Genomic DNA, 13,157 nt, shown 5'->3' on the forward strand with positions numbered 1-13,157 from the left:
AATTATTCTTTTGAAAGCCCGTACTTTCGCATTTTTTCAACCAGCGTAGTACGGCGAATACCAAGCATTTCTGCGGCTCGTGCAACAACACTATCTTGATGATCTAAAGCTTGACGGATCATATCAATTTCGAGTTCAGCCAATAAATCTTTTAAGTTAACACCTTCAGGAGGAAGCTCGCTTGGAAATCGACTTTCGGGTATTTCTACTGGCTCATCGTCGTTAAATATTGCTGCAAGTGCATCACGCTCAGCTTGTTCCTCACTCACTTCAACTTGATACTCAGGAACATCAATATGTCGATACTTTAAAGGCAAGTCATTTACGTCCACTAAGCCGCCAGGAAGTAAAATCGTTAAACGCTCAACTAAGTTCGATAACTCACGAACATTACCAGCCCAACTATGTTCTTTTAATGAATCTATAGCACGCTGAGTAAAGCGAACTTTCCCACGCCCTTCATTGAACACACGCGCAACAAGCTCTTGAAGTAATAGTGGAATGTCTTCTTGACGCTCTTGCAGTGATGGCATTTCAATCGGGAATACATTCAAGCGATAATATAAGTCTTCGCGGAAAGTATTATCGTTAATCATTTCTTCCAAGTTTCTATGCGTAGCTGCGACCACTCTAACGTCTGTTTTAAGGGTTTTAGAACCACCTACCCGCTCAAAAACACGCTCTTGCAATACACGAAGCAATTTAACCTGCATTTGCAGTGGCATATCGCCAATTTCATCTAAAAAGAGTGTGCCGCCTTCAGCCAGTTCAAAGCGCCCTTTACGAGCCGTAATTGCACCTGTAAAAGAGCCCTTTTCATGACCAAATAGCTCACTTTCAAGTAATTCAGGCGGAATAGCACCACAGTTTACAGGAATGAAAGGCCCTGTGCGTCGCTCAGAAAGATAATGAATATTACGAGCAACCACTTCTTTACCCGTACCTGATTGCCCTAGGATTAATACCGTTGCATCAGAGCCAGCAACCTGACTAATCATATGTCTAACTTGATTGATTCCTTCACTGCGCCCCACAAGGCTACGGAAGAGTTTGGTTTGGTTTACGCTTGTCGGTACTTCTGTTCGTTTTGCCTGTCCGAAAACTTGGCAAAAGTGTAGGAACTCAGTTAACTGAGGATAAGTAACAGGATCAGAAATAAAACCGACGATGTTACTCGCGTCGATATTTTCATCGGCAGATAAAGCGATAAAAGGCTGCCAAGGCAACTGGCTTATTGTTGATTTTAGAGATTCAATCATTGCAGAGCTTTGCTCGACGACAATTGCTCTAAAGCGATGCCCTTGGGTTAAGTTAGCTAGTTCATCAATAGAAACAAAGTCAACTTGTTCACCAAGAAATTCTAAAATACAAGCCAAGCGATTAAATCGCTCTAATTCTGTTCCAACAAGTAAAATTCGTTGATCAATTTGCATCATTCAAAAGGCCATAAATGCGTAAAGTCGATTGATTCCAGCAAGCTATTATTGTTAACCACAGTATCAATTTCAGCTAATTCAATGTTACTCAAAGGTGAACACTGTTTACCACGTGGAATATTGTATTATCAGCAAGCCAGAAGCAAGTCCCATGTAACTATAATGTTGTTCTCAACTGTTTATAGCTCAAAAATACAACAACTGCAGAGGGAATCGTCAAAAATATGGCAATCAATAAAAAACAGGCGCCTATTTTGCGCCTGTTTTCTAGTGAAATCGAGCAGCCATTATTGTTATTTTTTATTATTAGTATTTACTATTTTAGCTGTTCAGCTCGCGTGAGCAGTAATGTGGTGCATGTCGTGAGGGATTGCATCCCAACCTTCTTTGATGGTTCTTAATACTTCAGAAACGTCATCAAGTATGGCTGCATTATTTTCTACATTGGCTCTGGTTAAACTCGCCAACATAAATTCATACAAGTTGCTCAAGTTGGTTCCGACCTCTGAATCGTCATCCATTACTAAACAGTTTCTTAAACCTTGAATAATACCAATTGCTTTGCCAATCAATTCACCTTTGGCTGCAGTGTTGTTATGTTCAATAGCATATTTTGATTGCGCCACTCTTTCAAGCGCACCTGCAAGTAACATTTGAGTGATTTTGTGTGGTGAAGCGTCAGCGAGCTGAGTGTCCAATGATACTTTACGATAAGACTGTAACGAACCCCTCATAAATACCTACCTATTTTTATTAACTGATTTATACACATCAACTTTACTTGAACCCACATTCATATTTGCAATCGACTCAGCATAAAACTGTCGGTGCTGTGTGAGTTCTTCAATAAAGTCAGTAGATAACGCCTTTTGCTCTTTCAAAAACGCTTCGTTTACCGAATCGTTCTTGCTCATAATTAATTCGAGCGCTTTTTGACGTTGGTCTACCAATTCAAGCAAAGATGACGCCAACTCTTCACTGCGATTAAAATCTTTATCGCGAACACGTGATAAGTTAGCAATGTATTTTTTAATTTTGGCATTTATTTCATTAACTGATGACGTGCTTTCTGAAATATTCATTTTATATCCCTACGACTGAGGTACAAGTCCAGGTAAAGAGTTTAACCTATTAGTTAAGTCAGCAGACTGCTGGCTTAAACTCCCCACTAACAAATCCATTGCGTTGTATTGCTGAGTCAAGCGGGCTTGTAAAGACACCATTTTGCGATCCAAAGCTTCGCGGCTATCACCGATTCGATCGACTTGACGATCTAAGCTTTCATCTCGACTATCAAGTAAGCCGCCAGTCTCGGAATACACTTCAACTCTATTAGTAAGCGTAGCAGCGAATCCTGTATCTTCCGCAGTAAAAAACTCAGACATTCCATTTAAATTATTTTCCAGTGCGTCATCGAGCCTGTCTGAATCAATCTCTAACATGCCATAGCGATCGGATGAAATACCAAACTCACTTAAACGCATTTCGCCATCTTCAGTGCCAAAGCCTGATGAAAGCGTGTTTCGAAGCTGAGATTCCACTGAACGAACTAAAGAGTCACCTTGTAATGCGCCAGCTCTTTGGGTGTCAGCGTCATAACCCGATAAATTATCAATCGTAGTCATTAACTCGTTGTATGCTTCAACAAATGACTCTATTTGAGTTTTAGCCGCACCCGTATTCGGTGCAATGGTAATCGTTGTTGACTCATCGACATCTGCATCTTTTAAATTAAGTGTGACACCTTGAATCGCGTTCTCCACTTCATTTGAAGCCGAGCTTATTGATAAACCATCAATATTTAACGTTGCATTTCGTGACGCTTGCAGCACTTCCATATTTTCAAAAGCATCTGTCAATGCCGTACCTGATACATCAGTCGCATCGACAGTAATATCGTTAACAACACCAGTATCATCTGACGTTAATACTAATCTTGAAACTGTCGGTGCATTGGGATCGGTAGGATCAGTACTTACGTTATTAACTATCGTCGCGGTAATCCCGATATTATCATCAGAGCTATTAATCGCACGCATAATGTCTTGAAGTGAAGCATCGGCCGCTACAGCTACATCGAAATCCTCACCACCAATTGCAAAGTTTAAGCTACCTTCACCAACAGGAGTCGTAACATCATTGAAGCCTTGGCTGCCAAGTTTTTGGCTACGAGCAAGTTCAACAACTTCGACATTATAACTACCGGCAACGGCATCATCTTCGGAGGTTGCACTGAGGTAGTCGCTATTTGATAAGGTGGTTTTATTACCTAAAAAAGTCGACGATTTGCCGAGGGATTCCATTGAATCCTCAAAGGTTTTCATCGCGCTTTTGAGTGAGCCAATAGCGGAAATTTCAGTAGTAAGCCGCCCTTGTTCAGCGTTTAACTGTGCATCTTTAGGGCCTCTTTCAGCACCAACTAAGGCCGTTACAATGCCCGAAATATCGAGACCAGAACCTAACCCTTGGTTAGAAATCATTTACTACTCCTACTTTATATCACCGCTTTTCACTCAGTACCCTAGCGCAACCAATTTTGTCGCGAATAGGAAAACTATTGCCGCTTAACTGCAATCTAGTAATTCTATACTTCAGTCTTTAGCAATAAACCTGACATTTCAGCAAATCTCTCTGCGAGTTCAATCGCTTCTTCTGACGGTATTTGGCGGATAATTTCACCCGACTCGGTATCCATCACACTTACAACTGTTTTGCCACTTTCTTCATGCACTTGAAACTGAATGCTTTTGCGCGACACTGACATCATTTCAGTCAATTCTTCCGCCGCGGCCGTTAGTGCATCAACATCAGCCTCTTTTGCCGACTCGAAGATTTTTTGTAGCTCAGCCACTCCGTTCGACTCATTCAACAACACATCAATCGGTGCTTGTTGAGATAAATTGCCGCTCACAGCATTAGACTGACCACTGCCTGACTGATTATTTGGCACTACATTACTTTGGTTGCTAGCTGAAGCAACATCCGTACCAGCTGTATATGTATTTATGTCCATAATGTTTACTCCCTGAAAGCTATCCTTAACTTAGCGCTTCCAGCATTTGTGAAACTTATACTTCCACCTATCTTTGTATATCGGAAAAACTCCTCTTAACTTTAGAAATTAAGAGAAGTTTTTCATTCATCAATCTCACTCTTTACTTTACTGAAGCAACGATAAGGCAATCTGTGGGATTTGATTCGCTTGCGATAACATCGCCGTAGAGGTTTGCAGTAAGATTTGCTGCTTAGTCATGTTTGCAGTTTCCTTAGCAAAGTCGACGTCAAGAATTCGGCTACGAGAATCTGCAACGTTATTCTGAATGTTTCCTAAGTTACTGATGGTGTGACCAAGGCGATTTTGGATTGCACCGAGGTCGGCACGATTTTCATCAATGCTTTTTATTGCAGCATCGATGATTTCAAGCGCGTTTTGAGCGCCAGTATCAGTGCCGATATCAATAGTATTTACTCCAAGTAACGAAGCTGTGGTAGCCAAAGTTACAGCGCTGTTATCCAACTCCAATGCTGTAGTACCTTCATCAACTTTTGCATTAGTAAAATCAACACTAAAATCTGTACGTGAAGCAGGTGTGGTATTAGTTGTGCTTGCAACTATTGTTGAATTACCTGTTCCTGTAGTCGTTGCTCCACCAATTGCAGTCCCGCCAATAGTTAAACCTAAATCTAACGTACCGTTAGGAGAACCATTAGTTTCATCCACATAGTTATTTGCTACGACAGTAAACGCAGTTGCCGTGTCTGTTGATGTTATATCAATGCTTGTACCACTTACTGCTGATGAATAAGGATTACCAGCTACACCAGCTATAGCTGTTGAAATAGCTGATTCTAAGTTAGCTATAGTATCTGTATTACCAGCATTTAAATTAACAGTCACTTGTGATAACCCAGTTCCAATGACTAAATCAAGAGTTTCATTGCCAACCAGTGATGATGTTAATCCAGAAAGATTTAAAGTATTAGTAGCTGGATTAACTGTATTAGAAGCAGGAGTTACTACACCACCTGTAACTGCAACACCACTAATACCATCAACTGAATTGATGGCGTCTGCTAAACCTGACGCATCTAAAGAACCACTAGCTCCTATTGCACCAATAGTAATAGTTGTATCATCTGTTCCTAAGGTCAAAGTAGTGCTTGCGCTATTACCTGAAATAGTTTGAGTAGCATTACCTGTGACGCCTAATACACTACGTCCAATCGCATTAGACGCAATATTCTGCAGGCTAATTCCAATAGTCTCGTTTGCATTTGCTCCAACTTGAAATGATCTAGAACCAAAATTACCATCCAATAACTTTATGTCACCAAATCTTGTTGTATCTGAAATACGAGTTAACTCACTTTGCAAAGCAGCAATCTCTTTTTGCATGTTAACTCGATCTGAATTTGAATTTGAACCATTTGCAGATTGTAAAGACAGGTCGCGCATTCGTTGCAAAATATTAGTTGATTCTTGCATCGCACCTTCTGCGGTTTGAGCAATTGATATACCATCGTTTGCATTTCGCTGAGCAACATCTAAACCGCGCATTTGCGATGTTAGGCGGTTTGAGATTGCCAGACCAGCAGCATCATCTTTAGCTGAGTTAATGCGTAAACCTGACGATAAACGCTGCATTGATTGTGCGACCATATTGTTTGCGCGGTTGGTATTTCCTTGAGCGCGCATTGATGTCACGTTTGTGTTGACTGTAATAGGCATAGTGTTGTCCTCTTATCCCTGAGTTACACCTGTCTATTGCTGATTGAGTTCACATAGAGTCAGGCGGATTTTTTAGTTACAAACTTTTACTTACAAGTAGGGTAACGGACAAAAACTGAACAACTTTATGTGTTTTTTGATTAACTTTTGTTCATGTTTGATTTTTTAAATTAAATATCTTTAACTGAAAATCTAATATCTTGATGATTTAATTATGATAAATATCACTAACCTTGAATGATAAATATGGCGGCATCAGCGACGAATATATCCTCAACTAATAGTTTTGAACCTAATGTAAGCGACCTTACTACAGAGGAAAGCGAATACTTTAGACGTGACTCAAAAGACATAGAAACGGTAAATGAAGTAAAATTTCAAGACTTACCTGGTGAAATTATTTTTAATCAAACTCTTATTCCAAGGGGTCTTAATGCTGTCACACTTAATTGCAAAATTTACAAACCTAATGTTAATTCAGAATTTTATTTTCAAATAGAAAAAGCAATTGAACAAAATGTGAGGTTTGCATTGTGTATTGTTGATGTTAGAGACTCTCAAATATTAAGAACCACTCAATTAATTCAATTTTGCAAATCAAAATCAATTCCCATATTCGCATTTGAATACAGCAATAATATTTGTGTGTTTGAGGATATACCATCTGAACTCAAGGCTCTCCTCCCCAAAAATCAACCAAGACTGATAAAAGAAACATTTTCTATTTTCTCTGTACCCAAGTTTCACCGCGAATTAACTAGAGTAAAACCTGACGCCCTTATTGTTGCAGGCTCAATTGGCGAATGCTGTATTAAAGCCTCAATACTTGGCACAAGCGATGACTTTAAATGTATGCTTTGGCATGATAAAGAATATGGGGCGGTTCAATATGGTATTCCGGTTTACACACAAAGCCGTCTGATTTTTTCACACACTAAACTGTTTGATGAACTTGAACACCCTTTATTGTATAAGTTTGATGATATTACCGACCACATCAGGCCGCAACCTCATATTAAGCAACGCACAAAAAAGCCAGTCAAATGACTGGCCTTTAATATCATGTATTACTTGTGATTTACTTCATTTAGTTCCGCTTTAGCGGTAAAAATTAAAGTAGTGACAAAGCAACCTGCGGTAACTGGTTAGCCTGTGCCAACATCGCAGAAGATGTTTGCGACAGAATTTGCTGCTTAGTCATTTGCGCTGTTTCTTTGGCAAAGTCAACATCTTGAACACGGCTACGTGCATCAGATACGTTGTTCGAAATGTTACCCAAGTTGTTGATGGTATGACCTAAACGGTTTTGAGTCGCACCTAAATCAGCACGTTGACCATCGATTTGAGCGATAGCGGCATCGATAGTTGATATTGCGTTCTGCGCGCCTGCAGCAGTCGAAATATCAATTTTATCAACATTTGCAGAACTATTACCAGCAACTGTTCCGTCTGCAGCATCCGCGCCGTTGTCAAATGCAACAGTACCTGCACCACCTGCTGCAGTACCAGAAACTTCTAACGTATTTACTGGAGCACCTCCTGTATTGTTAGCAACAGTACCACTTATTGCAATCGATTCGTCTCCATTACTCGCGACCACAATAGACGCTGTGATATTAAGTCCGGCATCTGACGCTGCTCTATTAATTGCTTCAGCAACACCGCTTGCACCTTCCGCATCCTCAATATTTACATCAAGATCTGTAGCGGTATCATCACCATTAAAATCTGCTTTAATCGTTACAGTTCCATCATCATCAGCACCTGCAGTTAATGCCGTAATTCCGTCTTTTGAAATGCTTGCACCCGTGACTGCACGGCTTTCCCCTAATTTATCAGCACCTATATCACTCAAAGAGACTGAAATAGTTTCATTAGCTTCCGAACCAACTTGTATTGACTGTGTCCCATAAGAACCATTAAGCAGCTTTTGACCACCGAACGACGTGGTTTCTGAAATACGTGTTAACTCATTTTGTAAAGCACCAATTTCTTTTTGTGAAGCTGCACGATCTTCTGCTGAATTCGAGCCGTTAGCCGCTTGTAAAGACAGATCACGCATACGTTGCAAGATATTTGTCGATTCTTGCATCGCACCTTCAGCGGTTTGTGCGATTGAGATGCCGTCGTTCGCGTTACGAGTTGCGACATCTAGACCATTAATCTGAGAAGTAAATCGGTTTGATATTTGTAGACCAGCAGCATCATCTTTAGCGCTGTTGATTTTAAGACCAGAAGCAAGGCGTTCCATTGATTGTTGTACACCCATGTTTGACTTGTTCAAGTTACCTTGGGCTTTCATTGACGTTACGTTGGTATTGACTGAAATAGGCATAATTACTGTCCTCGTTATTAGCCTGACTGATCAAACCCGCAGCGCGCTTCAGTCAGAATATTGTTATTGGTTACATTTTCATTAACGGCTCTCCCAACATTAACTTTAGATAATTTTTAACTTTTTTTTTGACATATGTGAAAAGTAGACTATATGCACTTCCGTCATACCTGCGCAGGCAGGTATCCAGTGACTTTATTTTAAGAAACATCCAAACAAGGCACTAGACTCCAGCCTACGCTGGAGTGACGAATTTTAAGCCTTCCGTCATACCTACGCTGGAGTGACGGACTTTAATTCTTCCGTCATACCTGCGTAGGCAGGTATCCAGTGACTTAGTTTTAAGAAACATCCAAGCAAGATACTAGACTCCAGCCTACGCTGGAGTGACGGACTTTAATTCTTCCGTCATACCTGCGTAGGCAGGTATCCAGTGGCTTAGTTTTAAGAAACATCCAAACAAGGCGCTAGACTCCAGCCTACGCTGGAGTGACGAATTTTAAGCCTTCCGTCATACCTGCGCAGGCAGGTATCCAGTGGCTTATTATCAATTCATACATCTATCAAAAGGCACTAGGCTCCAGCCTTCGCTGGAGTAGGCGCTAGACTCCAGCGTACGCTGGAGTGACGGATTTTAATTCTTCCGTCATACCTGCGCAGGCAGGTATCCAGTGACTTATTATCAACTCATACATCTATCGAAAGGCGCTAGGCTCCAGCCTTCGCTGGAGTGACGAATTTGAACACTTCTGTCATACCTGCGCAGGCAGGTACCCAGTAACTTATTATCAACCCATTCATCTATCGAGAGGCGCTAGGCTCCAGCCTTCGCTGGAGTGACGGATTTGAACTCTTCCGTCATACCTGCGCAGGCAGGTATCCAGTGACTTAGTTTTAAGAAACATCCAAGCAAGATACTAGACTCCAGCCTACGCTGGAGTGACGGATTTTAATTCTTCTGTCATACCTGCGCAGGCAGGTATCCAGTGACTTATTGTCAACTCATACATCTATCGAAAGGCGCTAGGCTCCAGCCTTCGCTGGAGTGACGAAATTGCAGAGTGACAGATTTTGATTCTTCCGTCATACCTGCACAGGCAGGTATCCAGTAACTTATTATCAATTCATACATCTATCGAGAGGCGCTAGGCTCCAGCCTTCGCTGGAGTGACGAAATTGCAGAGTGACAGATTTGAATTCTTCCGTCATACCTGCGCAGGCAGGTATCCAGTGACTTTTAGCCGGAAAATCAATAAAGTAAAGCTAAACACATTTCAAGGACTAGAAATGGAAAAGCAGCCTTGTGTCTATATTCTTGCTTCAAAAAGGAATGGGACACTTTATATTGGAGTAACCAGTAATCTTATAAAACGGATCTGGGAGCATAAGAACAATATCGTCGAAGGGTTTACTCAAAAATATTCAGTCCATCGATTAGTATATTTTGAGCAACACGACAACATGGAGTCTGCAATAACTCGCGAGAAGCAATTAAAAGCGTGGAAAAGGCAATGGAAGATAAATTTAATAGAAGAAACAAACCCATCTTGGAATGATTTATGGAAATCTATTTTATAAAGCCACTAGGCTCCAGCCTTCGCGGGAGTGACAAATGTTAATTCTTCCGTCATACCTGCGCAGGCAGGGTATCCAGTGACTTTATTTTAAGAAACATCCAAACAAGGCACTAGACTCCAGCCTACGCTGGAGTGACGAATTTTAAGTCTTCCGCCATACCTGCGTAGGCAGGTATCCAGTGACTTAGTTCTAAGAAACATCCAAACAAGGCACTAGACTCCAGCCTTCGCTGGAGTGACGAGAAAGTTAAATCTATTAGCCCAATAACGATAAGGCTACCTGTGGTAACTGGTTAGCCTGTGCCAACATTGCTGACGAGGTTTGTGACAAGATTTGGTTCTTCGTCATTGTTGCGGTTTCTTTGGCAAAATCGACATCTTGAACTCGGCTACGAGCATCTGATACGTTATTTGAAATACTACCTAAGTTATTAATAGTATGACTCATACGATTTTGTACCGCACCTAAATCAGCACGTGAACCATCAATTTGAGCGATAGCTGCATCTATCTGAGAAATTGCTGATTGAGCGCCACCTGCTGTTGAAATGTTAATAGTGCTAATATCTGCAGTGCCGTTTGCACCTACTGTTGCATTTGCTGGTGCTGTAAATGCAGCTGGAGTTGATGTACCAGCTGCATTATCAGGGTTCGCTGCTGCAGTACCTGTGATTGCCATAGCGCTTGCTGCAGAACCCGTGGCAGTTGTTCCATTTTGAACTGTGCCTGTAAATGATATTCCACCATCCTCTTCCACATTTGCTGTGATATTAGTATTTTCACTTGCAAACTTTTTATTCAATTCATCCACTAATTCACCAGCATCTGTCGCTTTTGTGTCAGTAATCTCAATATCTGTTGCATTACCATCTCCATTAAAATCAGCATTAAATGTTAAATCTCCTGTGCCATCTCCAGTTGTTAATGAAGTAACACTTTCAGCACTCAATTTGCCGCCAGATACAGATCTTGCATCTGACAATGCATCAGCAGCTACATCTTCAAGCGTTACTGAAATAGTTTCATTGGCTTCGGCACCAACCTGAAATGACTGTGTGCCATACGAACCATCAAGTAATTTCTGCCCACCAAAAGAGGTTGTTTCTGAAATACGTGTCAATTCATTTTGAAGTGCTGCCATTTCTTTTTGCGATGCGCCACGGTCTTCTGCTGAGTTCGAACCGTTAGCCGATTGTAAAGAAAGATCACGCATACGTTGCAAGATGTTTGTTGATTCTTGCATTGCGCCTTCAGCGGTTTGAGCAATCGAAATACCATCGTTAGCGTTACGAACCGCGACATCTAGTCCATTAATCTGGCTGGTAAAACGGTTTGAGATTTGCAGGCCAGCAGCATCGTCTTTTGCGCTGTTAATTTTAAGACCAGATGCAAGACGTTCCATTGACATTTGAACACCCATGTTGGACTTGTTTAAGTTTCCTTGGGCCTTCATTGAAGTGACGTTAGTATTAACGCTAATAGGCATAGTATTTCCCCTTAAAAAATCAAGCCAAATCCAACAGACAGGCAAAGATTATTGTTTTTAATTTAATTGTTTATAATTTAATTATTTCTAATAAATATCGCTGTAGCGCCTGAATTAACTACTCTTCAGACTTGCATTTATAATTACAACGCTCTGCGTTAAGTACCTGAACACAAATTTTCTCGTATTTTTAAAAATATCTTCAGCACTACTTTGGTTACATAGCTACGGCTATGCGCCCGTTATTGCATCTTGTATTGCACTAAATCTATATTCCAAAATTGTGCGAAAACTTATGTTCAGCCACTTTTAGCGTTAGTGAACATTCTGTTTAACGACTTCTTATAAGTTAAAAATTCCTGAGTTAACAAGAACGCAAACACCTTGTATTAAATAAAGTCAAACAAGGTTGTCGAACTTACTCTGCTAAACAGGCTTGACGCGGCATTCAGTGCTAATTGTTGTTTTTCAAACTCACTGATGGCCGATGCCAAATCCAGATCTTCTAACTTCGACTGTGCCGAGGTGTTCACTAACTTTGCCTCTTCGTGCCGCATTGCATAGCTTTCAGTGTTGCTTAAGCCAATGCCCGCTTCACTGCGCGCCATACCGATCTGGTTGATACCTTGATTCATGTTATCCAATATCTGTGCCATTTCTGCTTGGCCGTTTGGATTTTGTAGTTCTCCGCTTTCTGCTAGCGTAATCGCTTGTTCAATGGTGTCGAAAATACTGACCTGAGATTGCTCTGAAATGGCGACAGAATCACCGATAGCAGGGACTCCATCGAATTTAAGCTCCACACCATCTATCACAAGAGGGTTAGTAAAAGCAGTGGTTTGGGGTGCACCCGAAGAGTCGGTGTAATTTACATTTACGCCACCTGAATTATCGTCAACAAACGCAAGGGTATAATTTGCCGCTGGATTTGCCGCACTAGCGTCAAATTTTGCCGAGCTAATAGAAAATTCGCCCGTTTGACCTGCCTGATAATTGACAGAATAATCACCTATTGCGTTTTCACCATTCATAAAGGCGGCATCACCGGCAATATTTGTCGCTTGCAGCACACCTGAAGAGATAACCGAGTTTCTTACCCCGCTATCACCTTGATATGATATGGTTCTTGGTGTACCTGAACCAAACTCGAAAGGTTGTTGCTCGGTTTCAAAACCTGCAAAAATATAGTTACCTGACTCATCACGGGTATTGGCTAATGACTGCAAAGCTTCTAAGTTTGACTTCATTTCAGTTGCGATGGCTTGTATGTCATCATCTGAGTGTCGACCATTGGTGAGCGATAGCATTTGATCTTTAATTGTGCGTGATAATGATTCAGCGCTACCTAATGTTGACTCTGCTACTGAAAGTTTATTATCGGCATAATCGATATTCTTGAGGTATTGGTCGATTAAGGTATTTTCTTGCTTTAAGTTATCAATACCTATCGAGGCTACTGGATCATCCCCTGCAGTATTGACACGCTTACCGCTTGATATTTGTTCAAGCGTTTGCGCGGTAGCTGACTGCTGACGCAATACACTGTTAATGCTTTGTTGATGAAATTGTGCTGTAGATACTCTCATGACGACAA

11 protein-coding genes are annotated in these 13,157 nt (G+C 41.1%); 2 read left to right on the forward strand and 9 right to left on the reverse strand.

Annotated features, from left to right (window positions below; all coding sequences use genetic code 11):
- Positions 1-2 precede the first annotated feature (2 nt).
- The 6 genes from E2I05_RS14335 to E2I05_RS14360 form a co-directional block, all read right to left on the reverse strand.
- Positions 3-1,436, reverse strand: a complete 1,434-nt coding sequence (locus E2I05_RS14335; RefSeq protein ID WP_121851660.1) for a sigma-54 dependent transcriptional regulator — start codon at positions 1,434-1,436, stop codon at positions 3-5.
- A gap of 329 nt (positions 1,437-1,765) precedes the next feature.
- Positions 1,766-2,170 (reverse strand): flagellar export chaperone FliS, encoded by a 405-nt coding sequence (gene fliS / locus E2I05_RS14340; RefSeq protein WP_121851659.1) that lies wholly within the window; start codon positions 2,168-2,170, stop codon positions 1,766-1,768.
- Positions 2,171-2,176: 6 nt separating this feature from the next.
- Entirely contained in the window at positions 2,177-2,518 is a 342-nt protein-coding gene (locus tag E2I05_RS14345) for a hypothetical protein (RefSeq protein ID WP_121851658.1), read from the reverse strand.
- A 9-nt stretch (positions 2,519-2,527) separates the two neighbouring features.
- Positions 2,528-3,916: a flagellar filament capping protein FliD gene (gene fliD / locus E2I05_RS14350; protein ID WP_121851657.1), complete on the reverse strand. Its 1,389-nt coding sequence runs from the start codon at positions 3,914-3,916 to the stop codon at positions 2,528-2,530.
- Between the two features lie 104 nt (positions 3,917-4,020).
- Entirely contained in the window at positions 4,021-4,449 is a 429-nt protein-coding gene (locus E2I05_RS14355) for a flagellar protein FlaG (protein WP_121851656.1), read from the reverse strand.
- Positions 4,450-4,596: 147 nt separating this feature from the next.
- Complete coding sequence (locus tag E2I05_RS14360) at positions 4,597-6,165, reverse strand: flagellin N-terminal helical domain-containing protein (protein WP_121851655.1); 1,569 nt, start codon at positions 6,163-6,165, stop codon at positions 4,597-4,599.
- 246 nt (positions 6,166-6,411) lie between these two features.
- On the opposite strand from E2I05_RS14360, the gene E2I05_RS14365 reads away from it, so the two are divergent.
- The gene (locus tag E2I05_RS14365) at positions 6,412-7,212 is read left to right on the forward strand and encodes a cysteine hydrolase family protein (protein ID WP_165905410.1); all 801 of its coding nucleotides are present in this window, start codon (positions 6,412-6,414) and stop codon (positions 7,210-7,212) included.
- Positions 7,213-7,276: 64 nt separating this feature from the next.
- Here the strand turns inward: E2I05_RS14365 and E2I05_RS14370 are convergent, their stop codons facing one another.
- The gene (locus E2I05_RS14370; RefSeq protein ID WP_121851653.1) at positions 7,277-8,500 is read right to left on the reverse strand and encodes a flagellin; all 1,224 of its coding nucleotides are present in this window, start codon (positions 8,498-8,500) and stop codon (positions 7,277-7,279) included.
- Positions 8,501-9,787: 1,287 nt separating this feature from the next.
- Between E2I05_RS14370 and E2I05_RS14375 the strand changes: the two genes are divergently transcribed.
- Positions 9,788-10,078 carry a GIY-YIG nuclease family protein gene (locus tag E2I05_RS14375; RefSeq protein WP_121851682.1) on the forward strand — a complete coding sequence of 97 codons (291 nt, stop codon included), beginning with the start codon at positions 9,788-9,790 and terminating at the stop codon, positions 10,076-10,078.
- A 255-nt stretch (positions 10,079-10,333) separates the two neighbouring features.
- Here E2I05_RS14375 and E2I05_RS14380 read toward each other — a convergent pair whose 3' ends face one another.
- Positions 10,334-11,563, reverse strand: a complete 1,230-nt coding sequence (locus E2I05_RS14380; protein WP_121851652.1) for a flagellin — start codon at positions 11,561-11,563, stop codon at positions 10,334-10,336.
- 389 nt (positions 11,564-11,952) lie between these two features.
- A complete protein-coding gene (gene flgL / locus E2I05_RS14385; RefSeq protein ID WP_121851651.1) occupies positions 11,953-13,149 on the reverse strand; it encodes a flagellar hook-associated protein FlgL in 1,197 nt (398 codons plus the stop codon).
- Positions 13,150-13,157 lie beyond the last annotated feature (8 nt).

This window comes from Parashewanella spongiae (assembly GCF_004358345.1).
GTDB classification, from domain to species: domain Bacteria; phylum Pseudomonadota; class Gammaproteobacteria; order Enterobacterales; family Shewanellaceae; genus Parashewanella; species Parashewanella spongiae.